This is a genomic window from Natronolimnohabitans sp. A-GB9 (assembly GCF_030848565.1).
In the GTDB taxonomy this organism is placed as follows: domain Archaea; phylum Halobacteriota; class Halobacteria; order Halobacteriales; family Natrialbaceae; genus Natronolimnohabitans.
In genome coordinates this window covers 163,545-189,556 of record NZ_JAVDDV010000006.1, presented here as the reverse complement: position 1 = coordinate 189,556, position 26,012 = coordinate 163,545, and the positions used below count along the sequence as shown (strand labels likewise).

Here is a 26,012-nt window from a genome sequence, read left to right as displayed (position 1 = left end):
CTGATACTGTCGGACAGCAGGCAGTAAGACGTCGGTCGCGAACGCGCGGCCGTCACCCGTTGGGACGGCCGCAGTAGCGCGACCGATCGTCGAATAGTGCTGTCCAACAGTATGACCACCCTCGAACGTGTCCACGACGAGCGAAAGCTTCAATCAGCTGTCGTCAGTCGTGGACGGTATGGCCCCCGATCGATCGCCGACGTTCTTCGACCACGTCGGCCGCGTCGTCGACCGGTTCGACGCCCTCCTCCCGTTTGTCGTCGTGCCGTTCGGTCTGTCGCTGCTCGAGTTCGAAAACGTCCGCCGCGCGCTCGATTCCGCCGGCGGATTCTCGCTGAACGTCGAGTTTGCCTTCCCGACGCCGTTGCTCGACCTGTGGTCGTTCGCCGATCCGCCGCCAGCGACCGGACGTGCAGGCCCTTCGACGGGCGTTCCCGGCGACCACGGACCGACGGATCCGACTGGCGCTCCCGGGTCGGATATCACCATCGAGACGCCGGTCGAGACGATCGCAATGTCTCTCGAGGGCGTCGGCATCGAACTGCTGACGTGGCTCGGCCTCGCCCTGCTTGCGTACGCGGCGATCTCTGCAGTGGTCGCCGCCGGATACGTGGGTGGCATCGACCGGCGACTTCGCGGCGAACCCGCGGCGATCCTCGAGTGTGTCGTCGCGTACGCGCCGCGGCTCTTCCTGTATCATCTCGTCGTCTTCGGGGCGTTCGTGGCCGTGGTTCCGTTTCTCGTGGTCGCACCGCCGTTGCTACTGCTCGCCGTTCCCGTGGTGATCGTACTTGGATACCTCTTCTACGCCGTCCCGTTCCTGTTCGTCGTCGCCGATGCGGGCTTTCTCGAGGCGTTCCGTCGCTCCGCCGAGTTCGGACTCGACGGCGGATCGTACTTCTGGTTCGCTCTCTGGCACGTCGTCGCCGCCGCCGGGATCTCGATCGTACTCTCGGTTCTCGTCAGCGCCGGCGCCGTCGGATTCCTGCTGGCGCTGTTCGTTGCGTCGCCGGCCGCGCTGGTCCTGACGGCGACGACGGTTTCGTTCGTCCAGGCCCTCACCGATGACGGCGGCGAGACCACGTCGGACCGCTCGAGACCCGGGACGGCCTCGACGTCTCCCTGACACTGGACCGGTTCCGGAAACGAATCGAAATACCAATCTTTTCGTCGCTCTCGGGCGGCACTGGTCCTATGGACGAGTTCGAGAGCCGATGCGGACGGCGCCGGGTACTCCGATGACCGACGGCGACGTCGATCCCGTTCGTGAGACCGGCCGCGCCCGTCAGGTCGTCACCGTACTGCGCCTGGCAGCGATCGCGTTGCTCGTCGTCGGCTTCAGCGGCTGGGTGTTCGACGAAGGTGGCGAGCCGACCCTCGAGTCGCCGTTTACCCTCGCGTTCGGCCTTGGGGTCGGCTGTGCGCTGGCGTCGATCTATCTCGGGATTTTCCTGGCGAACCGACGTTGACGGTTCGATCTCGACTGCCGGCCGCCGAACCGGTATCGGCAGGTCTCGATGCGAAAACGGTATCCCGGCGCCCGGAGACGTCCGACGTATGGATCCACGTATCCGCGAACACGCCGAGATCATCGCGAACCACTCGGTCGACCTCGAGGCGGGCGACAACGTCGTCGTCGACGCCCACCCCGTCGCCGAGGATCTGGTTGTGGCCCTCCACGAAGTGATCGGCGAGCGTGGCGCGAACCCGATCACGGTCTCCCAGCGGACGGGCAAACGCCAGCAGCGGGCCTTCCTCCGGGCGGGAGACGACGACTACGAGACGCCCGAGCACGAACTCGCGCTGATCGAGCACACCGACGTCTACATTGCGATCCGTGCGTCGGACAACGTCACCCAGACCAGCGACGTCGATCCCGAGACGCAAGCGGCCTACCAGCAGGCCCACCAGCCGATCCTCGAGGAACGGCTCTCGACGCGGTGGTGTCTCACACAGTATCCCGCGCCGGCCAACGCCCAGCTGGCCGAGATGAGCACGGAAGGCTACGAGAACTTCGTCTGGGACGCCGTCAACAAAGACTGGGAGGCCCAGCGCGAACACCAACAGCACATGGTCGAACTGATGGATCCCGCCGAGGAGATCCGCATCAAAAGCGGCGACACGACCGACGTGACGATGTCGATCGACGGCAATCCGACGCTCAACGACCACGGCGAACACAACCTCCCCGGCGGCGAGGTCTTCACCGCACCCCAGCCCGACAGCGTCGAGGGCGAGGTGCTGTTCGACATGCCGCTGTACCATCAGGGCCGGGAGATCACGGACGTCTACCTCGAGTTCGAGGACGGCGAAGTCGTCGACCACGCGGCGGCGAAAAACGAGGACGTCCTCACCGAAGTCCTGAACACGGACGAGGGCGCCCGTCGGCTGGGTGAACTCGGCATCGGGATGAACCGTGACATCGACCAGTTTACCTACAATATGCTGTTCGACGAGAAGATGGGCGACACCGTCCACATGGCCGTCGGCCGCGCCTACGACGACACCGTCGGCGAGGACAACGAAGGTAACGACTCCGCGGTCCACGTCGACATGATCGTCGACATGAGCGAGGACTCGGTCATCGAAATCGACGGCGAAGTCGTCCAGCGGGACGGAACGTTCCGGTTCGAGGACGACTTCGACGAGTAGCCTGCCGGCGGACGACGGGCGGCAAACTCCCGACCGCCGGGAGGAGCGGTCGGGTTTATGTCACGGGACGCGGTAGTAACGACTATGACAGTCCTCGTCGCGTACGACGGTTCGGAACCGGCACAGAAGGCAGTGAAACGCGCGTTCGACGAGTACAGCGACGAGGAAATCGTACTGTTGCGCGTCGTCGAGTTCGCGGATGGGTATACGGGTGCGAGCATCAAGGCCATCCAGGACCTGCTCGGCGAACGGCGGGAGACGGCCGCGGCAGAACTACGCGAGGACCTCTCGGAGCTCGTCGACACGACCGACGTCGACTTCCGGATGGAGGTTGCCGCCGGGAACCCCGCACGCGAGGTCGTCTCCTACGCCCAGGAGCACGACATCGATCACATCATCGTCGGCAGTCACGGTCGAAAGGGCGTCTCGCGGGTCCTGCTGGGCAGCGTCGCCGAGCAGATCGTCCGACGGGCACCCGTCTCGGTCACCGTCGTCCGATAAGCGGTTCGACGGGTCCCGCCTCGAGCGAGTCGCAAACGGACCGACAGCAGAGCGTTCGGTACTGATCCGTCCGGTTGTCGGTGTGATTACACTCACGATTCGTCGATAACGATGACGTCGCCGCGCTGTCTCTCCTGTTGGTACTCACAGCGGTAGGTCTCCATCTCGGGCGTCGCCTCGAACACGAGCGTCTCGGTCTCGCCGACGATCTCGTTGCCATCGGTCGAGTACTCGTCGACGACCTCGCGGTCGTCGTCCCAGAACGCGACGTTGTGGTGGACGCCATCCATGTTCTCCCAGGTCAGTTCGTACTCCCGGCCGTCGACGAGTACGAGCGTCGGATTCTCGACGCGGTCGATCGCGGGCGGATAGACGCCGACCCAGCCGCCGACGTGGCCGTCGAATCGGATCTCGTCGACGTCGCGCCAGGCGTCGGGATCGGTCTCGCCCTCGAGGCTCTCGGCGGCGTCGACGACGGGTTCGTCCCCATCCTCGTCGTCGCCGCCCAGACAGCCGGCGACGGCGACGGCCGACAGCGTGGAACCGACGCCTGCGAGAACCGTCCGCCGGTCGATGTCGTGGGAAGCCATCGGTGATGGTACGCGAGCGGACGGCATAAGTCGTCGTTCACGCGAGCGTACTGGTCAGCGGTCGTGAAACGTTCGAGTCCGAATCGCCCAGTCATACGGATTGCTGTAACGACTTACAGTAAACCGTATCAGTCGACGAGGTCGGCGACCATCGCAGCGACGACCTCGAGTTCGTCCTCGGTGATGCCATGGCCCATCCCCTCGTAGAGCCGTTTCGTGACGTCGGCACCCAGCGCCTCGAGAACGGCAGCCGTCTCGTGGACCCGTTTCTCGGGAATGTGGGGGTCGACGTCGCTACAGCCGAGGAAGACGGGCGTTTCCGCGAGATCGCCCTCGACGTCAGTGTACTCGTCGCGGTCGATCTCCTCGCCGATGAGTCCGCCACTCAGGGCCGCGAGACCACCGTAGCGTCGCGGGTTGTGGCCGACGAACTCGCTGGCGAGGCAGGCACCCTGCGAGAAGCCGACCAGCATGACACGCTCGGTGGGTATACCGGCGTCGCTAGCTCGCTCGATGGCGTCCGCGATAGCCTGCAAGCCGGAGGTGCGACCGGGCTCATTTCGATCGACCGGAGCGAGAAAGGAGTTCGGGTACCAGGTTCGGCTGGCCGCCTGCGGCGCGAGGAAGGCGACACCCTCGCAGTGGACGGCATCCGCCAACTGGAGCATTCCCCGGGCGCTCGCGCCGCGCCCGTGGGTAAGCACGACCGCGGCGGTCGCACTCTCGAGGTCGGTCCCACCGGTCTCCAGTGGCTGGTCCTGGTGGGGACCGTCGATATCGACGTCGGGTGCGACGGTCATTCGATGCCTCCGACACCGGCGCTGGCGTCGGGGAGGTCGTGTTCGACGACCTCGAGACCCACCGCCTCGATCGCCTCCCGGAGGTGTTCGTCCTTGGCGTAGTCGGCGCCGTCGGCTTCGCGCAGTTCCTGGGCCGTCGCCAGCACCTCGCCGCGGCGGTCGTCGGGGATCTCGTATTTGTCCGTCGAGAGTTCGATCACGAGGCCGTTGTTGTCTCGGGTGTAGATCGAGTGGAAGATCCCACGATCGAAGACGTTGTAACGATGTCCCGCCTCCTCGAGGGCCTCCATCGTCGCTTCGTACTCGTCGGGAGCGACGCTGAAACAGAGATGGTGGACGGCGCCGACGCCGGCGCGTTGACCGCGGGCGGAGGGCCGGTCGTCGCTGACGAAGAACGTCAAGATACGGCCGTCACCGGTATCGAAGAACAGATGTGTCTGTGAGGGATCGTCGAGATTCGGCTGGCGGAGCACCAGTGGCATCCCGAGGAGGTCGCGATAGAACTCGATGGTGTCCTCTGCGTTGCTCCCCCAGATCGTGATGTGGTCGGTGCCGGTCGTATGGACGGGACTGTCGGGCAGTTCGGACGTAACGGGAGACGGTGGTTCGTCGGCCATAGTGGATACCCTGTGTTACTCCGCGACCAGTTCGCCGAAAACGCGCTCTGCGTCGGCAGGCACGTCGAAGTCGTGGAAGTACTCGCCCTGTTCGTTCGAGATGATGTTCAGTGCTGCGGCGGCACCGTCGCCGACCGCAATGGCGGCCTGCCACTCCTCGGGACGAACCATCGCGCCCGTCGCGTAGACGCCGTCGACGCTCGTCTCCATGTCGACGTCGACGTCGACGACGTCCTCGTCGGTAAACGCACAGCCGAGTTCGTCGGCGAGATCGCGGTTAGCACCCGTCGCGAGGATGACGTAGTCGGCCGCGTAGGCATCGGCTTCGGTCTCGACGGTGACGCTGTCCCCGTCATCGACGGAAACGGCGGTCACTCGTTCGCCCTGTCGGCGGTCGACACCGAAGTCGTCGACCTGCTGGCGGGCCGTCGCCATGAACTCGCTGCCGCCGACCGAACCGATGCCGAGGTAGTTGAACAGGTGGGCCTTGTGCATCCAGGTCTTGTCGGTATCGAACACCGTCGTCTCGAGGCCGTTTTTCGCGGTAAACAGCGCTGCGCTCAGGCCGGCGGGACCGCCGCCGACGACGATGACCGATGCGTTTCGCTCGTCTCCGTCTGCAGTCGTCTCGTCACTCATGTAGTTATACAATGTTACCGCAGACGTATGAATACGGTAGCAACCCCAGTACAACCACGTAACACACGTGTCACCGGTCGTCGACGCTCGAGAGGCCGTCTCGTTCTCCCGACGACACCAGCCTCGAGCCGACCGCCGAACACGTGATACATGCCACGTCGAACTGACACAGACGCGTTATCAAGAAACCCGTCCCCGGCGTACGCAGGCTCAACGGCTTCACGTGGGACCTTCCTACCCGAAATACGGACGAGAGCGACCGGCTACCGTCGGCACGTTCACCTTCCAGCGTGACGCGGCCGCCGGCAGTTCCCTCACGAATCGATCGCACTCGGAGCCCGGTGACAGTTTTCTCGAGGGCTCCTGATCGCACCGCTCGATTCAACGGAGAGACATCCATGAAAACCAGCCTCGAAGTGGAGTACTGGGTCGTCGATTCGGACGGCGACCTGGTCTCCCCCGATACACTGCTCGACGTCTCCGACCAGTTCGATCCGGAGTTCGTCGAACCGATGCTCGAACTCAAAACGACCCCGTGTTCGTCGATGGCCGAACTTCGCGAGGAGTTTCTCGCGCTCGTCGACCAGGCCGTCGACGCGGCCCGCGAGCGGGACAAGCGACTCGTCCCGCTGGCGACGCCGCTGTCGGCCCCACCCGCAGCGCTCCCCTACCGGAACAAGCGGAGCACGGACCTCCAGCGACGGATCGTCGGCCCGACGTTCGACGACGCCCGCGCCTGTGCAGGAACACACATCCACTTCGAACAGTCGAACGTCGTCGACCAGCTGAACACCCTCACTGCGCTCGACCCTGCGTTCTCGCTTGTCAACAGTTCTGCCCACTACCGCGGCGAGCGCATCCTCGAGTGTGCGCGGCCGTTTCTCTACCGACGGTCGTGTTACGAGACCTGCCCCGAACAAGGTCAGCTCTGGCCGTACGTCGACACTGTCGACGAGTGGGAACAGCGACTCGAGTCGGCCTATGACGGCTTCCGGGAGCGTGCACTCCAGCGCGGCGTCGATCCGGACACCTTCGACGACGAATTCACTCCCGCCGAGGCGGTCTGGACGCCCGTCCGACTGCGCGAGGCGATGCCGACCGTCGAGTGGCGCTCGCCAGACGCCGCCCTCCCGAGTCAGGTCCTCACACTCGCCGCGGAGGTTCGCTCGATCGTCACCCACGCCGACGCCCGCGGAACTACTATCGCGGACGACGGGTCGCCCGGTGACGACGGGACCGTGTCCCTCCCGGACTTCGACACCGTCGAGACGGTTACGGACACCGCGATCTATGACGGAATCGGGGACCCACACGTGCAGGACTACCTCGAGGAACTCGGCTTCACGCCGTCGGCGTACGAACCGCTTGCAGACCGGCTCCCCGACGCGCGGCTCTCCAAGCGGGAAGCAAAACGGCTGCGACTCGAGGCCGCGACGAAACTCGAGGCCGACCTCGAACGGCGTCGCGCTCGGTCGTCGACGGCGTGATCACTGATACTGCCGGCTAACACGATTCGATGCTCGGTCGCGCGACTGGCAGGGTTCACACCCATCTCTATTCGTGATTTGCTCCTCGCATCCGCTCGTCGCAAAATCACGGGCACGATGGGATTTGAACTACGCCCGAGGACCTTCGCTTCGCGCAGAACCTCGGTCTAATTCAAATCCGCGGTGCCGTTACTGCTCACGTTGTCCGCAGACAACGGGCACGATGGGATTTGAACCCACGACCGTCGGATGTCTTCCCCCACCGCAATCGCGACGGGGATAGAAGTCCGACGCTCTAATCCAGACTGAGCTACGTGCCCTCGAGTACGAATCCACCATGGATCAGTATAAGCGGTGTGGATTTCGTTTCAGCAACCCGTGGTATTGGTACCACGATATCGCAAACGGCAGGTGATCGAAGCCAAATCGAGAGTACGAGTATCGCCACAGCCAACACAGCGAGGACAAGCAAGGCGAAGGAAACAAAACATGGAGAACGAAAACGATGAACGGAGTCCGATTTGAGATCGATCACTGTTCAGCTGTCCGACGAAACGTGCAAACGAGAGGCCTGACGGTATAGTAGCTACTGACCGTCACTGCACACCAGATCGCCGGACGGCGTTGGATCGGTGTGTAACTCGTTGCAGTAGCTACTATCGGTGGTGGTCGGTATTCGTCGTCGATGTCGACCGCCTAGAGGTCGTCCATCAGATCGTCGTCTTCGTCATCGTCATCGTCTTCCATCTCGTCGTCCTCGAGATCATCGTCGTCATCGTCGCCTAGGTCGTCGTTATCGTCCTCGAGACCATCGTCGCCATCGTCTTCGAGACCGTTCTCCTCATCGTCCTCGAGTCCGTTCTCTTCGTCATCCATCTCGTCGTTATCGTCCTCGAGTCCGTTCTCTTCGTCATCCATCTCGTCGTTATCGTCCTCGAGTCCGTTCTCTTCGTCATCCATTCCATCGTCATCGTCTTCGAGTCCGTTCTCCTCGTCGTCTTCGAGTCCGTTGTCCTCTTCGTCGTCGTCCATACAGCCGGCAACTGCCGCAACGGCACCGACACCGAGGACCTTCGTGAATCGACGCCGATCGAGTTTTCGTGCTGTCATAGTGTGCACTCGAGGCGAGGACGGAACGACAAATAATGGAGACAGTCCGTTCTGACGATTAGTTCGGATTCGAATGGATTAGTCGCGGTTAACTCGAGGTGAGCACACAGTTGCAACCTCGCCCGCCGTTGTGATCCGCACAATCGATCGGACTCGAGGACTACACGACCGCTAACCCCGTCACGGCTCGGTTTCACTGCCGACAAACGCCCCAGATGGCGATCGACAGATCCGCTGGAGGACACACAGCCATCCTACAGACGTTTCACTGTCCGCAACCGGACCGTTTCGATCGGCGAACGATACCGGTCGTCGCGGCGCCGAACACAGCGCTTATACACGTCTCGCCGGTACGTCCCTTCGATGCACGTCATCGGAACGGTGGGACTTCCCGGCAGCGGCAAGGGCGAGGCCGCGACCGTCGCACGCGAGAACGGAATCCCGGTAGTGACGATGGGCGACGTCGTCCGCCAGGAAACGGCCGACCGCGGACTCGATCCGACGAAAGATCACGGCAAGGTTGCCCAGGCGTTGCGCGACGAGAACGGACCAACCGCCATCGCGGAGCGTTCGCTCCCGATGATCGAGGACCGTCTCGAGAACCACGACACGGTACTCGTCGACGGGATCCGCTCGGACGTCGAGGTCGACGTCTTCGAAGAGCGATTCGGCGAGGCGTTCACGCTCGTCAGTATCGAAGCCCCATTCGAGGTCAGAGCCGAGCGGATCGACGACCGCGGCCGCGACGCCGGCAAGGACGAGGGTGGCGAAGGACTCGCCGCCCGCGACGCCCGCGAACGTGGTTTCGGGATGGACGACGCGATGGCCCGTGCCGACGTCGTCGTCGAGAACACCGACACGCTCGAGGCGTTTCACGAGCGCATCGAGGCGATCATCCGGCAGGGCACGGAGGTCACAGCGACCGACGTCGAATCGGAACGTAAACCGCAGTCCGGATCGAACACCAACTAACACGATGACCGATATCTACCGCGTCGACGTCGAGATCACGGCCCCGGTCTACGACACCGAGGTCACCAGCCGCGTCGCCGACGCCGTCGCGAACATCTTCCCCAACGCCGACCTCGAGGAGTCGTTCGGCGAGATCAGGGGCGAAACCCACTCGATGGATCACTTCTCGGAGTTGCTTCACCGCCAGGAGATTCTCGATACGGCCCGCGGCGAGTTCTTCGCCAACCGCGAGGGCGATACGTTCTCCTTTGCACTCAAGAAGCAGGCGGCCTTCGAGGACCGCATAAACTTCTCGGTCGGCGAACCGGACGAACTCGGCGAGATCAGCGTCCGCGTCCGCGTCGAGGAGCCCGCCGTCGAGGAGTATATCGACCACATCGCGCCGCCGACCGAAGACGGCCAGCCGGTCGAGGGCTGATACGGATTGCTGTACCGATTTCCCGGCGCAACCGCAGCCCGGGTCGCGGTTGCGCCGGTAACGACGTACAGTAGTCCGTATGAGACGGACTTGTGTACCGGTGTCCGGTCGCATCGGAGAGCAGATTCAACTTTGTCGAGTGGAGTCCCCGTACTCTGACGAGCCAGAGGCCGAGTCCACGGATAAGCCCCACCCTCAACGAGCGAACCAGTCAGGGTGAGCGAAGTAGGGAGGGGTCGTTGACCCACCATTATGAAAGGCCACCAACACGTAGACCGTGGCATGCACAGAACGATCCCCGTCTCCGAGATCATGGTCACCGACGTCGTCACCGCCCCGCCGAACGCGAACGCGACCCAGGCCGCGACCCTGCTGCGCGACGAAGGCGTCAGTTCGGTCGTCGTCGCAGACGACGACGTGCCCGTCGGAATCGTGACCGAAGGCGACTTTGCGACACGGCTCTGTACGCGCGCCGACCTCGGCGACGTTGCGTTGGCCGACGTGATGTCGTCGCCCCTCGAGACGATCGCGCCGGATACCTCGATCGTCGACGCCGTCGACGCGCTGCGTGACGATTCGATCGAACACCTCCCGGTCGTCGAAGACGACGGAACGCAAACCGACACGAAGGCCGAAGCGAACGGTGAACTCGTCGGGATCCTCACGACGACGGAACTGACCTACTACGTCCCACATCTCGCACATCGAAGCGGTGGCCTCGAGGAAAAGCCCCCACGACAGCAGGTCAGGACGGACACCCAGTACGAACACGACGACTGGGAGTTCGAGTACCGCGGCGAGGACGAGTCGACGGTGTCGGTCGGCGACGTCGCTCGATTTACGAAATCCATCACGGCCAACGACGTCGAGACGTTCGCCGAAGTCTCCGGCGATACGAACCGACTCCACTTAGACGAGGGTTATGCCGCCGGGACACGATTTGGCGAGCCGATCGCTCACGGCGTCCTCGCCAACGGCCTCGTCAGCGCCGCACTCGCCCGTCTCCCTGGACTGACGATCTATCTCTCACAGGAGAGTAGCTTCCTCGCACCGCTGTCGATCGGCGACCGAGCGACGGCCGTCTGTGAGATCGTCGACGACCTCGGCGGGGAGAAATACCGGATCGAAACGATCGTCACCGACGGCGATGGGACGACGGTCCTCGAGGGTGACGCGGTCGTCCTCATCGATGAGTTGCCGCCGGAGGCGACCGACGGCGAATCGGTCGCTGTCGACTAACGAAGCGGAACGGGCGGTAACAGAGCTATGATTCGCTACTGCGAACAGTTGCGCGCGTCCTCGAGTGCGCGGTTGGCCTCCTGACGGGACTCCGACACGGACAACGTATCGCCGTCCGCTCCCGCAGCCGCTGCGTCGTCGAAGGCCGACGCGGCCGTCGCCAGATGTGTACTGCGACAGCGTGTCGCCTGGATCGTGTCGACGAGGTCGGACGGCGGGTCCTCGATGGCGTCGAGCGTCGCGGTCGCTGCCTCGAAAGACGACTCGGCCGCGTCGAACTCGTCCCGTGCCGCGTCGTATTTCTCCTCCTCGAGGAGTTCCTGACCGTTCTCGAGGGATTCGTACCCATCGAGTAACGTCTCGAGTGCGTCACCGAGCGCGACGAGGGGAGACAGAACGTCGCCTAACTCCGCGACGGCGTCCTCGAGTCGCGTTCGATCGATCCGGACGAGCTCCTCGAACCGGTCGTCGAAGTCGTCGACGTCCTCGCGCGCCCCATCGTGTCGGGACTGGGCGCGCTCGAGGGCGGCCGTTCGCTCCGTGACGGTCGTGGAGGCGTCCTCGAGGTCGCCGTCGCCGTCGACCGCCTCGAAGGCGTCCTCGGCGTCGTCCGCGAGGGTCTCGTCGGCGACCGTGTCAGTTACCGCGACCAACCGCTCGAGGACGTCGGCGTAGGTTCGAAGGACGTCGACGTCGGCCTCGCGGTCGTCGTCAAGTTCGGTCGCCGCGGTCTCGAGGTGGGCTCGTCCGTCCTCGATGCGAGTAGTTGGTTCGGCCGGGTCGAACTCGAGGTCGGACGGTTCGTCGACGTCGTCCGTGACGACGAGTGTGAGCGCGGCCTCGTTCAAGGCGCCGACGGCACGGGCGAGTGCGCGGTCGCCGGTTCGGTCGGTCACAGTGACATTCGAGTCGCTGCCGGTGAGATCGCTGAGACAGCCGGCAAGCGCTGTCGCCGTGGCTACACCGGCGCCGGTTCGGATGAGATACTGCCGACGGTTCATCGATAGCCGAGGATTCGTCTAGAAGGACATGAACGTGGCGACGAACGCGAGTGAAACAGAACGCGGAGTGACAGATCAGCCGAACGGACCCATACCGCCCATGCCGCCGCCACCGCCACCGCCACCTTGCTGTTGCATCTGTTGCATCATGCGCTGCATCTCCTTCTCCGAGCCCATGCCCTGGAACTGCTTGATGGTCTTTTCCATCATCTTGTACTGCTCGAGCAGTTCCCGGACGTCGTCCTCGCTCGTTCCGGAGCCGCGGGCGATGCGTTCGATCTGGCTAGCGCCGATGGCCTTCGGATACTCCTTTTCGGCCTCGGTCATCGAGTCCATGATGACGCTAAAGCGGCGCATCCGCTCCTGGGTGACGTCCATCGCGTCGTCGGGGAGCTGGTCTTTGATCCCACCGCCAAAGCCGGGGATCATGTCCATCACCTGGTCGAGCGGGCCCATGTTGTTCATCGCCTCCATCTGCTTTTGCATGTCGTGGAGGGTAAACGAGCCCTGAAGCATGTCCTCGGGATCCCAGTCGTCCTCTTCGTCGGCCTGGGTCTGCTCCATCGCGCGCTCGACGCGCTCGGCAAGTTGGCCGAGGTCGCCCATCCCCAGCAGTCGGGAGATGAAGCCGTCGGGCTCGAAGCGCTCGATGTCCTGGACCTCTTCGCCAGTCCCGAGGAAGGCGATCGAAGAGTCGGTCTGGTCGACTGCAGTGAGGGCACCGCCACCTTTCGCCGTCCCGTCGATCTTCGAGATGACGACGCCGTCGATACCGATCGACTCGTCGAACTGTTGGGCTTGCTCCTTTGCACCCTGACCGATCGCGGCGTCTAACACGAGCAGGGACGTGTCGGGGTCGACGGCGTCTTCGATATCCTCGATCTCGTCGATCAGTTCGTCCTCGAGGGCGTGTCGACCGGCCGTGTCCACGATGTGGACGTCGGCCTCGCTGGTCTCCTCGAGGCCCTTCCGGGCGATTTCGACGGGATCGTCGTTGTCCGGGTTCCCATAGAAGTCGACCTCCGCACGCTGGGTCATCTCCTTTGCCTGCTCGTAGGCGCCGGGTCGGAACGTGTCGGTCTGGATGACCGCCGGGCGCAGCCCCTTCGTCGAGAACCACCAGGCCATCTTCGCGGCGGAGGTCGTCTTACCGGACCCCTGCAGCCCCGCGAGCAGGATCGTCTGTTCCTCGAGTGGAAGCTCGGTGGAGTCTCCGATGAGATCGACCAGCTCCTCGTAGACGATACGGAGGACGAAATCCCGCGCGGGAGTTCCCGCGGGCGGCTCTTCCTCGAGTGCGCGTTCTTCGATGTTGTCCGAGAGCTCCATCACGAGCGAGACATCGACGTCGGCCGAGAGCAAGGAGCGCTGGATCTCCTTGACGATCTCCCCGATGTCCTCCTCGCTGATGCGTGACTTCCCGCGGAGCTTGTCCAACGTACCCCGCAGAGAACTCCCGAGATCGTCGAGTACCATTTGTGCCGTCTACGGGACGACGGCGTTAAAGGCTTTTTCTACTGTACACCATGGGACGTCGAGCGACGGAGTCGGAACGTGCTCCGGCCGCGGGACGCGAACGCGGCGACACGTCGACGGTACGCAGTTCTCGCCGGCCCTCGAGTCGGCTACCAGTCCCCATCGATCGTCGTCGATGCGTATTTCACCCGACCCGAACAACGCTCGCGTATGAGTTCCGACGATCCCGACGCAGACGTCGACCCTACCGAGTACGAGGCCCTCGAAGACGCGGACGTTACGCTCTACGAGAACGAACACGGCCTCCATATCGCCGACGACGAGGTGACGGGCGTCTCGAGTCAGGGGCCGACGCCCGAAGACGCCCTCCGAAATCTCGCCGAGGCGGTCCGGTCCTACCGAGAGGCGACTGACGACGAGACGGGCGACGACTGGCTGTAGCGACGGCGACTCGACAGCTACGAATCGAAACCGGCCACCGCACGGCCTCGTTTTACGGCTCCGTCCGTGGTGGAAGCTCCTATGGACGAGTACAATATCATCGTCGTCGGGGGCGGTTCGGGGAGTCAGGTCGCGACCGCGGCGGCCGAACGTGGCCTCGAGGCGGCCGTCATCGAACGCGGTCCCCTCGGAGGCGCCTGTATCACGCGGGGCTGTGTCCCCTCGAAGGCGCTGATTCATCGCGCGGACGTCGCCGAGGAGATTCGACGGGCCGGCGAGTTCGGCATCCCGGCCACGCTCGACCTCGAGGCCGTCGATTATCTCACCAGCGACGACGCACTGTTCCTGGACGAACGTCCCGATTCGCTGGTGGTCGTCGGCGGTGGCTACATCGGAGCCGAGCTGGGCTACTTCTTCGGTGCGATGGGGACCGACGTCACGATGGTCGGGCGCAGCGAGACGCTCGTCCCGCGGGAAGACGACGCGGTCAGCGAGGTCGTGACACGGTCGCTCGATCGATATGCCGATGTCTACACCGGTTACGAGGCCACAAGCGTCGAAGAAAGCGACTCGGGCGTCGTCGTGACCGCAATGCCGAGCGACGACGAGGGCAGCGGTGACGAGCTCGAACTCGAGGCCGACGACCTCCTGCTTGCGGCCGGTCGACGGCCGAACACGGACACGTTGACTCTCGAGGCGACGGATATCGAGATCGACGATAGTGAGCACATCGTCGTCGACGAGACGCTCGAGACGACCGTCGAGGACGTCTGGGCGCTTGGCGACGTCGTCGGCGCGGAGCCGTACAAACACGCCGCGGACTCCGAGGCCAGCGTCGTCTCGGCAAACGTTCTAAGCGATGCCGAGCAAGAAGTCGACTACGACGCGATGCCCCACGCGATCTTCACCGAGCCACAGGTCGCAAGCGTCGGGCGGACGGAAGGCGAACTCGAGGACGCAGGCGTCGAGTACGAGTCTGCCACGGTCCCCTTCGATGCCGCGCCGCTGGGGCTGATCGTCGGTGCCGACGACGGATTCGTAAAGGTGTTGGCGGCGCCCGACGGCGAGATCCTGGGCTGTCACATCGCCGGGCCCCAGGCCGCGACGCTGGTCCAGGCGGTCGTCGTCGCGATGGATCGGGCGTCGGCGACCGTCGAGGACGTCGCCAAGTCGGTCCACGTCCATCCGGCGCTCTCGGAGGTCGTCTACGCGGCGTTCGACGAGTTGTCCGGAAACGAGTTCTCGACGGCACCGGACTGGACGGACGTCGGCGACGAGTGACGGCGAACGCGAGCGTCATACGGTCTCCCGTCGTCAATTCCCGCCGGTCGCCGATCCCATGCTGGCGATCGGCGGGAACTCGGTACAGCAGTCCGTATCAGTTCTCCTCGAGGTCGGCCGCCGGGCCGGTCTCGATCTCGCCGTCGTTTGCCAGCCACTCCGTGAGACTCCCCTCGTAGAAGGCCACGTCCTCGTAGCCAAGCGCTCGCAGAACGACATAGGTGTGACTGATCCGCCGTGCCGTGTTACAGTAGAGCACGATCTCGCGGTCGCGAGTGATCCCGTAGTCGGCGAGCAGGGCCTCGAGTTCGGATTCGGGTTTCAGCCGCCGCGTCTCGTCGTCGACGGTTTCGCGCCAGTCGAACCGAATCGCGCCGGGGAGTCGGGCCTCCTCGAACTCGTGGTTCTCGCGCGTGTCGACGAACAGTGCGTCCCGTTCGAGGGCGTCCTCGACGGCCTCGAGTCCGACCAATGGGCTCTCTTCGGGTGTGAGCGGATCGGGTTCGTAGTCGGTCGGCTCGATGTCGGGAGTCTCGCTCGAGGTCTCGTACTCCCGATTCCAGGCGCTGTAGTCGCCGTCGAGGAGCCGAACGTCGTCGTGGCCGTACTCGAGGGCGGTGAGTACGAACCGAGCGGCGAACACCCCGTGAGTGTCGTCGTAGGCGACGATCGTATCGTCGGGGGAGATACCGACCTCCGAGAGCAAGTCCGCGAAGGCGTCGGCTCCTGGCAGGGTGCCGCGATCGACGTCGCTCTCGTCGCGATAGCTGTCGAATGGGATGTTGACGGCACCGGGGACGTGTCCGATACCGTCGTACTCCCAGGCGTCTCTGACGTCGACGACGTGTATCTGCGGGTCCTCGAGACGCGTAGCGAGCCAGTCGGGGGCGACGACGACGGATTCGTCCATTGATCGACGGTTGTCGATTCGGCCTCGAGAACACACTGGTCCCGGCATCGCTTCCCTGTGTACCGAGATAGCGGCAATTTTTTCCTGACACTGCAGATCTGTTAGTTCGCTGAACACCGTCGTATGACGGCCCCCACTATAATTTGCTCTGAGTAGATGCCTGTGGCTTTCCCTGCGAAATCGGCCGTTCGAGGTAGCGGCAACAGTGACCGCCACGGTCGACCGGCGACCGAATTGTCCGCTTCGAGAGCCACTATGGGCCTCCCAGCCCACGTCTCGAGTATGGCAACTGACTACGCCAACGACGTACTCGTCGACGCCGACTGGGTCGAGGAGCGACTCGATGAATTCCAGGACGACGATCCCGACCGTCGGTTGGTCGAGGTCGACGTCGACACCGAAGCCTACGAGGAGGAACACGCTCCCGGCGCGATCGGTTTCAACTGGGAAACCCAGCTCCAGGACCAGACCACGCGCGACATCCTCTCGAAGGAGGACTTCGAGGAGCTACTGGGCAACCACGGTATTAGCGAGGACTCGACAGTCGTCCTCTATGGCGACAACGCCAACTGGTTCGCCGCCTACACCTACTGGCAGTTCAAGTATTACGGTCACGAGGACGTCTATCTCTTGGACGGCGGTCGCGAGTACTGGCTCGAAAACGACTACCCGACGACCGAGGAAGAACCCGACTTCTCGGACGTCGATTACGAGGCCGCCGGTCCGCGGGAGGGGATCCGCGCCTACCGCGAGGACGTCGAGAAGGCCCTCGAGCGTGGCGTGCCGCTGGTCGACGTTCGCTCGCCCGAGGAGTTCCGCGGTGAAGTACTCGCCCCGCCGGGACTCCAGGAGACCGCCCAGCGCGGCGGCCACATCCCCGGCGCGAAGAACATCTCGTGGGCTGCCGTGACCGACGACGACGGCACGTTCAAATCCCGTGAGGAACTCGAGGACCTCTACGCCGAGGAAGGGATCGACGGCGAGGAGACGACCATCGCATACTGCCGCATCGGCGAGCGCTCCTCGGTCGCCTGGTTCGCCCTGCACGAACTGCTCGGCTACGAGGACACCGTCAACTACGACGGCTCCTGGACCGAGTGGGGGAACCTGGTCAATGCGCCGATCGAGAAAGGTGAGGCGAACGACTGAGGTAAAGAGGGCGTTCGCCTCGTTGCGGAACGGCGAACGAAGTGAGCCGTGGAACAGGGCGAGGCTGAGTGAACAGCGTGAACGAAGCCTCGTAGCGAACCGGGGAGGCGAAGCCGACCCGTAGAGCAGGGCGAGGCCGAGTAACTGATACGGTCTCCTGGAAGTCATCGCCAACATCGTAACGTACGACAACCGCCGCTTCGGAGACGCCTTCGGGCGCTCTCGTGCCACATCACTTTTCGCGTCGGTCGATCCGGTTCACGAGGGGTTCGAACGGCAACACCTGACAGGTAACCAACACGATAGACATAACTCGAGGCCGGGCGAACGACCCACCATGACAGACTCCGAGTCGTTCGTCGAGACCGTTCGCGAGGACAACCAGACCGCACTCTCCCGACTCGGCTCCTCGAAGTCGCTGTACGCCGACACCGGTGGCGATATCGACACCGAACCCGTGCTCCGTGCGACCGCCGACGCCGAACACGCGGCCAAGGAGACCTTCCGCGAGTGGGCCGACAGCGAGAGCCACGAGGCGGCCCGCGAGGCGTTCGAAACGACCGCCGACGAAGAAAAGAGCCACTACGAAACGGTCCTCGAGCAACTCGATGACGACGGGTACGATCCGGAAGCGGTCCCCGCGCTCCACGAGTACCTGCGCGATCTCGAGTCAACGGTCGAACGCGTCGGTGGGTTCATCGGCCGGCTCCTCGCGAGCAAACGCTCGAAAGAACAGGTCGTCGGCTACTTCGTCGGCGACGCCGATCCCCAGACGGCAAGCGTCTTCCGGGAGTTCGGCGAGGACTTGGACGACCAACTCGAGCGAGCACAGCAGCTCCTCGAGGACGTCTGTACGGACGACGACGACCGTGAACTAGCACTCGAGGCCGCAACCGGGGCGATCGAGGCCGCTTACGAAGAGTACGTCGAGAACATGGAGGCGATGGGAGCAAATCCCAAGCCCGTCTGCTAACCGTTTGTACCCTATACGCCTTCGACAGTCTCCCTGAACGCCCGAATCGACTCGAGGGCGTCTTCGACGTCGGCGGCGACGTCGCCACCTTCCTCGTCGGCAATTTCGGTGAGGATGTGTTCGTGACGCGCGAGGGTCCCGTGGTCCGGTCCACGGTCTGCCTCGGCGTGATCCGCGAACTGTTCGGCCTGGTTCTCGAGGCGTTCTCGCGTCTCGTCGTCCGACGCGGCGTCGGCTGCGTCCCGAAGCGTCGCAGCGGCGTCGTCGAGGTTCTCTCGCACCATACAGTGTCGTTCACCGGTACCCGACAAAACGTTTTTACTACGTTACTCGATGCGTTCGATCCGGTCGGAAAGCTCGAGGGTCGCCGCCTCGTCCGGCCCGAAGCCAGCGACCGCGTCGTGGAAGTTCGTCCGGTAGCTCGCCGGCCCATTGTACGCGAGTTCCGCTGCGCGTTCGCCGGCAAGACCGAAGGCGAGCGTTCCGTGGACGGCGGCCGTCGTCGCATCCTCGAGGGCGCCACAGAACGCGGCGATGGTCCCGCCGAGCATACAGCCTGTACCGACGACGTCACTGAGCATCTCGTGGCCGGCCGTGATCCGGACGGCGCCGTCGCCCGTCGCGACGACGTCTTCGATACCGCTGGCGACGACCGTCGCTCCCGAGGACTCGGCGAGTGACTGTGCCGCAGTTTCGATCTCCTCGTACTCGCCGACGGCCTCGACGCCTTTCACCTCGGCTTCGACGCCCGCGAGCGCACTGATCTCGCCGTAGTTCCCCTTGATGACCGAGAAGTCGACGTCCTCGAGTAAGGCTTCGGCGACGGCCTCCCGCGTCGGGGTCGCACCGACACCGACAGGGTCGAGGACGACGGGAATCTCCCGTTCGGCTGCCGTCTCGGCGGCCTCATGCATGGCCTCGACCTTTCCATCGGGTACCTGACCCGTATTGAACAGGATGGCAGACGCACCGTTTGCCATCTCGCCAGCATCACCCGGCGAGTCGGCCATCACCGGGAGTGCATCCCAGTGGAGCGTCAGGTTTGCCACGTCGTTCATCGTCACTTCGTTCGTGAGATGGTGGACGAGTGGCGACGCGTCGGCGATCGCCTCGAGGGAGTCGGCCAGATCGGAACCGGTGGTAGCAGTGGGCACTGAACTACACATTGCGTTCCGGTCCGTCCGCGATCCCCTTCGCAGTTTCGACGGTTTCGGCGAGTGCCTCGGTCGCGGCTCGTGGATCCTCGGCGGCAGTGATCTCGGAGATGACGGCGACACCCGCCGCGCCAGCCTCGACGACGGGACCGGCGCTGTCGGCCGTGATACCGCCGATGCCGACGACCGGGATCGAGACGGCGTCGACGATCTCGGCGATTCGCTCGGGGCCGACGCCGTCCTTGTACTCGGCGACGTCCTTCGAAGTCGTTCCGTAGACGGTGCCGACGCCGAGATAGTCCGCGCCGGCGGCTTCGGCCTGGCTGGCTTCCTCGAGCGTCGCCGTCGAGCAGCCGACGATCGCCTCGGGTCCGAGCAGGTCGCGGACGACGTCGACAGAGAGGTCCGACTGGCCGATGTGGACGCCATCGGCGTCGGTCGCTCGTGCGATGTCGACACGATCGTTGACGATGAGATCGACGTCTGCCTCGGCGGTCAGCTCGCGGAGCTCGAGCCGACTGACTCGATGAGGGGATTAATAGACGTGTGTTACCGTGGGGCATATATGACGTTCGATCCCGACCGCGTAACGACCGTGACGTTCGATTCCTACAGCACGCTCGTCGACGTCGACGCCGTCGAGACCGCACTTGCAGACCACCACGACGTCGACGATCCCGAGCCGATCTCGAAGACCTGGCGCAGCCGCTCGATGCAGTACACCCTCGTCGGAAACCACATCGGGACCTACAAGCCGTTCTACGGCGTGAATCGGGACGCCCTCGAGTATGCACTCGCGGCCCACGGCGTCGAGAGCACGGCCGACGAACGCGAGGACATCCTCTCGGCGTACCACGATCTCCGTGTGTTCGACGATGTCCGGGAGAGCATCGAACGCCTGCAGGCCGGTGGCTACGACGCGTACGTACTTTCGAACGGCAACCCTGCGATGCTCGAGTTGATGGTCGACGGTGCCGATATCGGCGATCTCCTGGTCGGTACCATCAGCGCCGACGAACTCGAGACGTTCAAACCCGATCCGGAGCTGTACCGCCACGCGGCGGGCCGGACAGGAACGCCGCTCTCGGAGATCGCCCACGTCTCCGCGCTGTGGTTCGACGTCCAGGGGGCGATCAACGCCGGGATGCAAGGCGTCTGGCTCGACCGGAAAAACGACCCACAGGAACCGTTCGGTCCGGACCCCGATCTCGTCTGTGAGGGACTCGCAGAACTGGCTGACCGACTCGGCTGTTGATCGCTATTCGATCTCGAGGTGGGTCTCGCCGGTTCGAACGAGCGAGTCCCAATCGGGATCCTCGATGACGTCCAGTAGCGGCGTGATCGGCTTCGGATCGGCCGTCTTCGGCGCGATCGGCCGACGCCACCACGCGACGTCGTGCCAGTCACCGTCCGTATGTCCCATCGCGGGGAAGTCGGCGAGCCGTTCGAACCCCATGCGCTCGTGGAACCGCTCGGACTCGGGGTTTGGCATCGTCGTCACGGCGTAGGCGTCGCGAACGCCCTGACGCTCGAGGACGGCAAACAGCGATTCGTAGAGCCCGCGACCGACGCCAGAGCTACGAGCGTCGGCAGCGACGTACACCGAAAGCTCGACCGTCCACTGGTAGGCCCGCCGTTTGCGCAGTCGGCTTGCGTAGGTGTAGCCGACGACACGCCCGTCGATCGTACAGACGAGCCACGGGTAGGTCTCGAGCGTCGATTCGATGCGATCGGCCAGTTCTGCCTCCGTCGGCGGCTGTTCCTCGAAGGTCACCGCCGTCGATTCACAGAAAGGCGCGTAGATGTCGCGTATCGCGGCTGCGTCTTCGGCTCGAGCGAGACGAATCCGAACGTCGGACTCCCTCTCCATACGCGAGGATTCCGGTAGAAGGAGGTAACACTGCCGGACAGAAGTCAATGAAGAGTATTCGCCAGACGGGAGCAGCGAATGCTCACACTCGTTCTGTCCGGCAGGATAAGAATACGGAACGTCAGTCCAGCGACTGCGCTCGGAGCCAACGTCGAGCGTGTCCGGCACAGCGCCGACCGACGGCGAAGCCGCGTCGCCAGGTCGACGACCGGCGCAGAGAGCGGAGTCCGAGGGCGGTCATCGTGGCCCAGAACGTGAGTGCCGTCCAAACGCGTCCGGTGCGTTCGGACCCGTACAACACCGGCGCTGCGACGAACGCCGCCATCGCGAGTCCGAGGGCAGCACTGGCGGCGGGGACGGAAAGAAGCTGAGCGGAGTCGAGAACGGCGATCAGCGGGACGATCGCGCCGGCCGCAAGCGTGCCCCGACTCACAAGCGGCCGAACCGCATGCGACGGACGGTCGGCCGCGGCCACGGCCCGTCCGAGACAGACGAGTTGCCAGCCGGCGAACGACCCAAGCGAGGCGCCGACCAACAGCACGGCGTCCGGGTCGACGGAACTCACGAGGAGGGCGATCACGCTTGCGACGACCGCCATCGCAAGCGCCACCGTCGCCCCATCGGTCGAGGTACGTGCAAGCAGTCGTTCCGCGACGAACAGGAACGCCAGCCCGATGGCGATGCCGGCGACGATGTCGACGAGGTAGTGAACGCCGAGGGCAATCCGCGAGAGACTCACGACCGCGACGACGGCCGCTGCAGCGAGCAATCGCTGGCGGGCGGTGCCGATGGAGAGTCGCTTTGCGAGACTGACGTAGACGATCGTCGTCATGAGCGCGTGCCCGCTCGGGAAGCCGTAGCCGCTTGCCATCGCCGTCGCTTCGTACAGCGGCTGTACCAATCCGGGCAGCGCCTCGAGGGCGACGAGTGGCTGCCCCGGCCGTGGCAGCTCGAAGACGTGTTTCAGGATCGTGATCAGCGCGAGGCCGGTCAGCGAGAGTCCGACGGTGACGGCCGCGTCGTCACGGCGGCGCGCATGAAACCAGTAGACGACGCCGACGAGCAAAGCGAGAAACCAGACGTCACCGAGCTGGGTGACGAGTCCGACCAGAACCGCGGCCCAGTCGGGAATCAGGTCCTGTATCGGCGCGAACTCGCCGATTCCTCTCGACATACGGCTATCTACCACAACCAGTCACTAATCGATATCGCCTCGATATTCAAACAGCCCGACGATGGCGACGATACGGGAATCGTCAGAACGAAAGACAGTGATCCGTAGAGAGACGACGAAGAGATGCGACGATCGATGCGTCGCTACCGACCTAGAGAACGTGAGAACGAACGACTTCCCGTCATAGCACCAGCTTGTGACGAGAGATACTTAAACGGAGTGTGGGCGTTCGGGGAGGGAAAACCGGCCGGTTCGAGAACCCGGTGAGAAGCGGTGGGAAACGATACACGCGTCACGCGTATCGTCCGTCTCACTCCGCTTCGTCGAGGGCACTCAGGACGATCTCGGGCTCCCGGAGCAATCGATGCTCGAGGTAGCTCCCCTCGCCTTTGCCACCACCCGTGTGTTCGCTCTCGGTGATCCCCAAAAACGACTGTTCTTTCAGCAGTCGAGAGACGCGGTCGTAGGAAAGCGGATCACTCGCTTCCTTCTCCGCGAGGCGTTTGTACAGATCGTAAATCTTCGCCGTGCGGAACCACTCCCCGTCTTCGGACTGTGTGAGCAACGCGATCGACCGCAAGAGGAGTTTCACGTGGGGTGTCTGGCCGCTTACCAGCTTCTCGAATCGGTTTACCTCCGCCCGTCGAATCGCCTTGTCGACGTGTCGTTCCGTCACCTTGTCCGAGTTCTCCTTCTCGGCGAGCCGTCCGGCCTCGTAGAACGTATCGACGGCCTTCCGGGCGTCGCCGTGTTCGCGAGCGGCCAGCGCAGCGGCTCGCGGGATCACGCTTTCGTCGAGGACGCCTTCGACGAAGGCGTCCCGCCGGTTTTCCAGTATCGCACGGAGTTGCTCGGCGTCGTAGGGATCGAAGACGAGTTCGTTGTCCTGCAGACTCGAGTCGACACGTTCGTTGAGTCGCTTCCGATACTCGATCTTGTTGCTGATACAGATGATGCCGATGTGCGTATCGATTTTGCCACTCTCGCGTGCGCGGGAGAGACTCCGTAGGAGTGCGTCTCCGGAGAGCTTATCGATCTCGTCTAAGATCACTACGAAGGAGTCGACGCCTTTCTCCTCGAGGAGTTCCCACGTGATGTCCCGGTAATCCGCGGCTCCGATGCCAACACGAGGGATTTTCGTGTCGTTTTTCACCTCTTCGTCGAGCTCGTCGACGATGTTGTCGTACAACTGACGAGCCATCTCACGGCTGGCTTTCGCCTCCGTCTGGTAGTCGGAACAGTCGACGTAGGCGTGTTGTAAGTCGACGTCGTTCGTCTCGGCCCGTCGGCGTGCCTCTCTCGTGACACACCGCGATACGAGGGACTTTCCCGTCCCGGTCTTGCCGTAGATGATGGTCGTCTCGGGTGGATCGCCCTGGATAGCGGGCCCGAGTGCAGCACCCACCTCCCGGACCTCCTCGTCGCGCCCGACGACACGGTCTAACTCCGGAACGTGTCCGACGCGAACGAGTTCCCGATTAGAGAAGATCCCACCCACCTGAAAGATATCTTCAGAATCGTCAAACGAGCTCTGATCGGCCATAGAAACAGGATGTGCGATGTGAATTATAAATCTTCCTGACCTCGCACCGAGTGATCAGTCACAAAACTGCGCTTCAGCCCCTCTGTAGGCGTTTTTCTCCTTCTTTATATACTAGAGCGGTAGGGGAGACACACCTCGTACCGAGTGAACGGTCACCTGGAAGTACCCCCACGATGGAAGCAGGTCGCTCCCGGGTAACTCCTTCGATCCCGAGTAACTCCTTCGATCCCGGATGGTCCCTCGAGAAACGGTCTCGTGCAACAGACACCTCGTACCGAGTGATCCCACACGAATCGGGATTAGAGCGCGTCTATCGGTTGGTTCGTTGTCGTTTATATAATCCGATGCGGGGGAGAGTCACACCTCGTACCGAGTGAAAAGCCTTCGGAAGCGGGTTTAGTTTCCAGTGGCGGGACACACCTCGTACCGAGTGATCCCACATGAACCGGTCGTTCGAACCGTCTTGCTTGGAAACAGGGACTGCTTATATATCTGGAACAGAGAGACACACCTCGTACCGAGTGAAATCGGGACCGAGAACAGTCGACGAGACGTCTCGGGATGATCGTACGGTCTGCTGCAGACTGGGAGATGGCTACAGTAGCTACTGATACCGACGGACAGAACTATTCATCAATCGCAACGCCGTCCGGTGGTCAGGTGTATGTTGGCTTTCAGTGACAACTATACTATATTGGCGTTCCACCCGTCGACTGCTGGGGCGAACCGGTCCATACGACAGAGTTCGTTGGATCGGTACTCGCAGAACTGGAACGGTACTCGAGTGGAAATTAGGATGGGAAATTAGGATGGGAAATTAGGATGGGAAATTAGGATGGGAAATTAGGATGGGATCAGGGTAGAAAAAAGAAACTAGGATAGACAACTAGAATAGATACTGTTGTACTATCTAGATAGATAGTATCTTTCTATATTACTATTACGTATCGGGGGACGGTGGAGGGTTGACGCTCGAGATTCACCGTATCTCACACTCTTTTATATACCACTCGCAAAACAGCACTTCCCCCAGGGGTCCCTTTTATCCCATTCACTCGGTACGAGGTGTGTGGGGCCATCCATTGGATCCAACCCGTTCACTCGGCACGAGGTGTGAGGAAGCCGACGTCTCGTACCTCCTCGAGTCTCCACACTCGCTGGCGGATTCACTCGGTACGGGGTGTGGGTGGTACCCTCTCACTTCCGTTCGCTCCTTCACTCGGTACGTGGTGTGTTGAACATTCGCTTTCGGACTGGAGAGTCGCTTTCCGGAGTCGTTTCCACTCCCGGCCTCGAGGGCGCCGTCGTTGTCGGTCGCGAACGCGGTGTTTCACTCGGTACGGGGTGTGTCGGTCCGCTACCCGCCGACGAGTGTGGGTATCGCCACACCGCTTACAGCGAGTGCAACCGAGACCAACGCTTTTCACGTCAGTCGGTCTGGCGACCGGCATGGACGACCACCCCCGACTGACGGAGATAGACGACGAGAAAGCGGACGCGCTCGCGGACATCGCGCTCGAAAGCGAGTACGTCACTCGACTCGAGGCGTATCTCGAAGCGGAGTACGGCGAGACGGTGCCGACCGACACCGTTCGTGCGTTCGAACGGGACGACGGCGTTCGGGCCGTCTCGTTCGAGGCAGAGTCGGAGCCAGCCACGACCGAGCGGCCGCCGGTCGCGATAACAGTCCACCTCGAGGAGAAATCGGTCGTACAGGCAACCGCCGAGCGACGCGGGGACGACGTCGACGGAACGGTCGAACTGATCTTTCCAACCGAGACCGCACCGCGGCCGGAAGCGGCGGTGCGGGATATCTTCCGGCCCGAGGGGCAGTCCGTCGACGTTACGGTCGACGAATCCGACGAGATCACGAGGTACACGATAGCAGGAGACGGGTCTGGTGGTACATAGCGGGAGACGGAATCGCGGCACTCGAGTCGATCTCCTGTCGTCACTGACCGCCGCTCATCGGAGCGGGGCCAGTGATCGGCGAGACAGCGGGCCAGCAATCCGTC

At 63.4% G+C, this 26,012-nt stretch carries 27 protein-coding genes, 1 tRNA gene and 1 pseudogene; 14 read left to right on the top strand and 15 right to left on the bottom strand.

Going from position 1 to position 26,012, the window contains the following annotated elements; all coding sequences use genetic code 11:
- Positions 1-178 precede the first annotated feature (178 nt).
- From RBH26_RS10455 to RBH26_RS10440, 4 genes are all read left to right on the top strand, one after another.
- A complete protein-coding gene (locus tag RBH26_RS10455; RefSeq protein WP_306758198.1) occupies positions 179-1,126 on the top strand; it encodes a hypothetical protein in 948 nt (315 codons plus the stop codon).
- A gap of 112 nt (positions 1,127-1,238) precedes the next feature.
- Complete coding sequence (locus RBH26_RS10450; RefSeq protein ID WP_306758275.1) at positions 1,239-1,469, top strand: hypothetical protein; 231 nt, start codon at positions 1,239-1,241, stop codon at positions 1,467-1,469.
- Positions 1,470-1,557: 88 nt separating this feature from the next.
- The gene (locus RBH26_RS10445; protein WP_306758197.1) at positions 1,558-2,652 is read left to right on the top strand and encodes an aminopeptidase; all 1,095 of its coding nucleotides are present in this window, start codon (positions 1,558-1,560) and stop codon (positions 2,650-2,652) included.
- Between the two features lie 84 nt (positions 2,653-2,736).
- Positions 2,737-3,153, top strand: coding sequence for a universal stress protein (locus RBH26_RS10440; protein WP_306758196.1), 417 nt, complete (start codon positions 2,737-2,739; stop codon positions 3,151-3,153).
- Positions 3,154-3,245: 92 nt separating this feature from the next.
- Here the strand turns inward: RBH26_RS10440 and RBH26_RS10435 are convergent, their stop codons facing one another.
- The 4 genes from RBH26_RS10435 to RBH26_RS10420 form a co-directional block, all read right to left on the bottom strand.
- Positions 3,246-3,743 (bottom strand): hypothetical protein, encoded by a 498-nt coding sequence (locus RBH26_RS10435; protein ID WP_306758195.1) that lies wholly within the window; start codon positions 3,741-3,743, stop codon positions 3,246-3,248.
- Between the two features lie 128 nt (positions 3,744-3,871).
- Positions 3,872-4,543 carry a dienelactone hydrolase family protein gene (locus tag RBH26_RS10430; RefSeq protein WP_306758194.1) on the bottom strand — a complete coding sequence of 224 codons (672 nt, stop codon included), beginning with the start codon at positions 4,541-4,543 and terminating at the stop codon, positions 3,872-3,874.
- Positions 4,540-5,160: a VOC family protein gene (locus RBH26_RS10425; protein WP_306758192.1), complete on the bottom strand. Its 621-nt coding sequence runs from the start codon at positions 5,158-5,160 to the stop codon at positions 4,540-4,542. Before RBH26_RS10425 ends, RBH26_RS10430 begins: the two co-directional genes overlap by 4 nt.
- A gap of 15 nt (positions 5,161-5,175) precedes the next feature.
- Positions 5,176-5,799 (bottom strand): FAD-dependent oxidoreductase, encoded by a 624-nt coding sequence (locus tag RBH26_RS10420; protein WP_306758191.1) that lies wholly within the window; start codon positions 5,797-5,799, stop codon positions 5,176-5,178.
- Between the two features lie 398 nt (positions 5,800-6,197).
- Here RBH26_RS10420 and RBH26_RS10415 point away from each other — a divergent pair, with 398 nt between their 5' ends.
- The gene (locus RBH26_RS10415) at positions 6,198-7,286 is read left to right on the top strand and encodes a glutamate-cysteine ligase family protein (protein WP_306758189.1); all 1,089 of its coding nucleotides are present in this window, start codon (positions 6,198-6,200) and stop codon (positions 7,284-7,286) included.
- Between the two features lie 215 nt (positions 7,287-7,501).
- On the opposite strand, the gene RBH26_RS10410 is transcribed toward RBH26_RS10415, so the two are convergent.
- A tRNA-Arg gene (locus RBH26_RS10410) sits at positions 7,502-7,606 on the bottom strand.
- A 376-nt stretch (positions 7,607-7,982) separates the two neighbouring features.
- Positions 7,983-8,396: a hypothetical protein gene (locus RBH26_RS10405; protein ID WP_306758188.1), complete on the bottom strand. Its 414-nt coding sequence runs from the start codon at positions 8,394-8,396 to the stop codon at positions 7,983-7,985.
- 363 nt (positions 8,397-8,759) lie between these two features.
- On the opposite strand from RBH26_RS10405, the gene RBH26_RS10400 reads away from it, so the two are divergent.
- The 3 genes from RBH26_RS10400 (at position 8,760) to RBH26_RS10390 (ending at position 11,025) form a co-directional block, all read left to right on the top strand.
- Complete coding sequence (locus RBH26_RS10400) at positions 8,760-9,368, top strand: AAA family ATPase (protein ID WP_306758187.1); 609 nt, start codon at positions 8,760-8,762, stop codon at positions 9,366-9,368.
- A gap of 4 nt (positions 9,369-9,372) precedes the next feature.
- A complete protein-coding gene (locus RBH26_RS10395; protein ID WP_306758186.1) occupies positions 9,373-9,786 on the top strand; it encodes an RNA-binding domain-containing protein in 414 nt (137 codons plus the stop codon).
- Between the two features lie 282 nt (positions 9,787-10,068).
- Positions 10,069-11,025, top strand: coding sequence for a CBS domain-containing protein (locus RBH26_RS10390; protein ID WP_306758185.1), 957 nt, complete (start codon positions 10,069-10,071; stop codon positions 11,023-11,025).
- A 35-nt stretch (positions 11,026-11,060) separates the two neighbouring features.
- Here the strand turns inward: RBH26_RS10390 and RBH26_RS10385 are convergent, their stop codons facing one another.
- Together RBH26_RS10385 and RBH26_RS10380 are read right to left on the bottom strand one after the other, a co-directional pair.
- Positions 11,061-12,026, bottom strand: a complete 966-nt coding sequence (locus RBH26_RS10385) for a hypothetical protein (protein ID WP_306758184.1) — start codon at positions 12,024-12,026, stop codon at positions 11,061-11,063.
- Between the two features lie 75 nt (positions 12,027-12,101).
- Positions 12,102-13,502, bottom strand: coding sequence for a signal recognition particle protein Srp54 (locus RBH26_RS10380; RefSeq protein ID WP_306758183.1), 1,401 nt, complete (start codon positions 13,500-13,502; stop codon positions 12,102-12,104).
- A gap of 210 nt (positions 13,503-13,712) precedes the next feature.
- On the opposite strand from RBH26_RS10380, the gene RBH26_RS10375 reads away from it, so the two are divergent.
- Positions 13,713-13,943: a hypothetical protein gene (locus tag RBH26_RS10375; RefSeq protein ID WP_306758182.1), complete on the top strand. Its 231-nt coding sequence runs from the start codon at positions 13,713-13,715 to the stop codon at positions 13,941-13,943.
- Between the two features lie 81 nt (positions 13,944-14,024).
- Positions 14,025-15,224 (top strand): FAD-dependent oxidoreductase, encoded by a 1,200-nt coding sequence (locus tag RBH26_RS10370; RefSeq protein ID WP_306758181.1) that lies wholly within the window; start codon positions 14,025-14,027, stop codon positions 15,222-15,224.
- A gap of 97 nt (positions 15,225-15,321) precedes the next feature.
- Here RBH26_RS10370 and RBH26_RS10365 read toward each other — a convergent pair whose 3' ends face one another.
- Complete coding sequence (locus tag RBH26_RS10365) at positions 15,322-16,134, bottom strand: sulfurtransferase (RefSeq protein ID WP_306758180.1); 813 nt, start codon at positions 16,132-16,134, stop codon at positions 15,322-15,324.
- Positions 16,135-16,416: 282 nt separating this feature from the next.
- On the opposite strand from RBH26_RS10365, the gene RBH26_RS10360 reads away from it, so the two are divergent.
- Both RBH26_RS10360 and RBH26_RS10355 read left to right on the top strand, forming a co-directional pair.
- Positions 16,417-17,283, top strand: coding sequence for a sulfurtransferase (locus tag RBH26_RS10360; protein ID WP_306758179.1), 867 nt, complete (start codon positions 16,417-16,419; stop codon positions 17,281-17,283).
- 337 nt (positions 17,284-17,620) lie between these two features.
- Positions 17,621-18,256, top strand: coding sequence for a rubrerythrin family protein (locus RBH26_RS10355; RefSeq protein WP_306758178.1), 636 nt, complete (start codon positions 17,621-17,623; stop codon positions 18,254-18,256).
- Positions 18,257-18,267: 11 nt separating this feature from the next.
- On the opposite strand, the gene RBH26_RS10350 is transcribed toward RBH26_RS10355, so the two are convergent.
- The 3 genes and pseudogenes from RBH26_RS10350 to thiE form a co-directional block, all read right to left on the bottom strand.
- Entirely contained in the window at positions 18,268-18,540 is a 273-nt protein-coding gene (locus RBH26_RS10350) for a hypothetical protein (protein WP_306758177.1), read from the bottom strand.
- A gap of 42 nt (positions 18,541-18,582) precedes the next feature.
- Positions 18,583-19,422 carry a hydroxyethylthiazole kinase gene (gene thiM, locus RBH26_RS10345; RefSeq protein ID WP_306758176.1) on the bottom strand — a complete coding sequence of 280 codons (840 nt, stop codon included), beginning with the start codon at positions 19,420-19,422 and terminating at the stop codon, positions 18,583-18,585.
- A pseudogene (gene thiE, locus RBH26_RS10340) lies at positions 19,415-19,924 on the bottom strand (thiamine phosphate synthase); the annotation flags it as partial. The pseudogene thiE and the gene thiM, both read right to left, overlap by 8 nt.
- 51 nt (positions 19,925-19,975) lie before the next feature.
- Between thiE and RBH26_RS10335 the strand changes: the two are divergent.
- Positions 19,976-20,665: a haloacid dehalogenase type II gene (locus tag RBH26_RS10335; RefSeq protein WP_306758274.1), complete on the top strand. Its 690-nt coding sequence runs from the start codon at positions 19,976-19,978 to the stop codon at positions 20,663-20,665.
- Positions 20,666-20,668: 3 nt separating this feature from the next.
- Here RBH26_RS10335 and RBH26_RS10330 read toward each other — a convergent pair whose 3' ends face one another.
- The 3 genes from RBH26_RS10330 to RBH26_RS10320 all read right to left on the bottom strand — a co-directional run bounded on the left by RBH26_RS10330 (position 20,669) and on the right by RBH26_RS10320 (position 23,997).
- Positions 20,669-21,280, bottom strand: coding sequence for a GNAT family N-acetyltransferase (locus RBH26_RS10330; RefSeq protein WP_306758175.1), 612 nt, complete (start codon positions 21,278-21,280; stop codon positions 20,669-20,671).
- Between the two features lie 121 nt (positions 21,281-21,401).
- Positions 21,402-22,454: a phosphatase PAP2 family protein gene (locus RBH26_RS10325; RefSeq protein ID WP_306758174.1), complete on the bottom strand. Its 1,053-nt coding sequence runs from the start codon at positions 22,452-22,454 to the stop codon at positions 21,402-21,404.
- 310 nt (positions 22,455-22,764) lie between these two features.
- Positions 22,765-23,997 (bottom strand): orc1/cdc6 family replication initiation protein, encoded by a 1,233-nt coding sequence (locus RBH26_RS10320; protein WP_306758173.1) that lies wholly within the window; start codon positions 23,995-23,997, stop codon positions 22,765-22,767.
- A 1,449-nt stretch (positions 23,998-25,446) separates the two neighbouring features.
- Here RBH26_RS10320 and RBH26_RS10315 point away from each other — a divergent pair.
- Positions 25,447-25,908, top strand: coding sequence for a hypothetical protein (locus RBH26_RS10315; RefSeq protein WP_306758172.1), 462 nt, complete (start codon positions 25,447-25,449; stop codon positions 25,906-25,908).
- Positions 25,909-26,012 lie beyond the last annotated feature (104 nt).

Coding starts and splice junctions, on each gene's coding strand:
- RBH26_RS10455 (WP_306758198.1), top strand. CDS start 179: ATGGCCCCCGATCGATCGCCGACGTTCTTCGACCACGTCGGCCGCGTC.
- RBH26_RS10330 (WP_306758175.1), bottom strand. CDS start 21,280: ATGGAGAGGGAGTCCGACGTTCGGATTCGTCTCGCTCGAGCCGAAGAC.
- RBH26_RS10335 (WP_306758274.1), top strand. CDS start 19,976: ATGACGTTCGATCCCGACCGCGTAACGACCGTGACGTTCGATTCCTAC.
- RBH26_RS10325 (WP_306758174.1), bottom strand. CDS start 22,454: ATGTCGAGAGGAATCGGCGAGTTCGCGCCGATACAGGACCTGATTCCC.
- RBH26_RS10390 (WP_306758185.1), top strand. CDS start 10,069: ATGCACAGAACGATCCCCGTCTCCGAGATCATGGTCACCGACGTCGTC.
- RBH26_RS10370 (WP_306758181.1), top strand. CDS start 14,025: ATGGACGAGTACAATATCATCGTCGTCGGGGGCGGTTCGGGGAGTCAG.
- thiM (WP_306758176.1), bottom strand. CDS start 19,422: ATGTGTAGTTCAGTGCCCACTGCTACCACCGGTTCCGATCTGGCCGAC.
- RBH26_RS10425 (WP_306758192.1), bottom strand. CDS start 5,160: ATGGCCGACGAACCACCGTCTCCCGTTACGTCCGAACTGCCCGACAGT.
- RBH26_RS10415 (WP_306758189.1), top strand. CDS start 6,198: ATGAAAACCAGCCTCGAAGTGGAGTACTGGGTCGTCGATTCGGACGGC.
- RBH26_RS10375 (WP_306758182.1), top strand. CDS start 13,713: ATGAGTTCCGACGATCCCGACGCAGACGTCGACCCTACCGAGTACGAG.
- RBH26_RS10320 (WP_306758173.1), bottom strand. CDS start 23,997: ATGGCCGATCAGAGCTCGTTTGACGATTCTGAAGATATCTTTCAGGTG.
- RBH26_RS10400 (WP_306758187.1), top strand. CDS start 8,760: ATGCACGTCATCGGAACGGTGGGACTTCCCGGCAGCGGCAAGGGCGAG.
- RBH26_RS10365 (WP_306758180.1), bottom strand. CDS start 16,134: ATGGACGAATCCGTCGTCGTCGCCCCCGACTGGCTCGCTACGCGTCTC.
- RBH26_RS10355 (WP_306758178.1), top strand. CDS start 17,621: ATGACAGACTCCGAGTCGTTCGTCGAGACCGTTCGCGAGGACAACCAG.
- RBH26_RS10405 (WP_306758188.1), bottom strand. CDS start 8,396: ATGACAGCACGAAAACTCGATCGGCGTCGATTCACGAAGGTCCTCGGT.
- RBH26_RS10360 (WP_306758179.1), top strand. CDS start 16,417: ATGGCAACTGACTACGCCAACGACGTACTCGTCGACGCCGACTGGGTC.
- RBH26_RS10435 (WP_306758195.1), bottom strand. CDS start 3,743: ATGGCTTCCCACGACATCGACCGGCGGACGGTTCTCGCAGGCGTCGGT.
- RBH26_RS10380 (WP_306758183.1), bottom strand. CDS start 13,502: ATGGTACTCGACGATCTCGGGAGTTCTCTGCGGGGTACGTTGGACAAG.
- RBH26_RS10350 (WP_306758177.1), bottom strand. CDS start 18,540: ATGGTGCGAGAGAACCTCGACGACGCCGCTGCGACGCTTCGGGACGCA.
- RBH26_RS10395 (WP_306758186.1), top strand. CDS start 9,373: ATGACCGATATCTACCGCGTCGACGTCGAGATCACGGCCCCGGTCTAC.
- RBH26_RS10440 (WP_306758196.1), top strand. CDS start 2,737: ATGACAGTCCTCGTCGCGTACGACGGTTCGGAACCGGCACAGAAGGCA.
- RBH26_RS10385 (WP_306758184.1), bottom strand. CDS start 12,026: ATGAACCGTCGGCAGTATCTCATCCGAACCGGCGCCGGTGTAGCCACG.
- RBH26_RS10445 (WP_306758197.1), top strand. CDS start 1,558: ATGGATCCACGTATCCGCGAACACGCCGAGATCATCGCGAACCACTCG.
- RBH26_RS10315 (WP_306758172.1), top strand. CDS start 25,447: ATGGACGACCACCCCCGACTGACGGAGATAGACGACGAGAAAGCGGAC.
- RBH26_RS10420 (WP_306758191.1), bottom strand. CDS start 5,799: ATGAGTGACGAGACGACTGCAGACGGAGACGAGCGAAACGCATCGGTC.
- RBH26_RS10430 (WP_306758194.1), bottom strand. CDS start 4,543: ATGACCGTCGCACCCGACGTCGATATCGACGGTCCCCACCAGGACCAG.
- RBH26_RS10450 (WP_306758275.1), top strand. CDS start 1,239: ATGACCGACGGCGACGTCGATCCCGTTCGTGAGACCGGCCGCGCCCGT.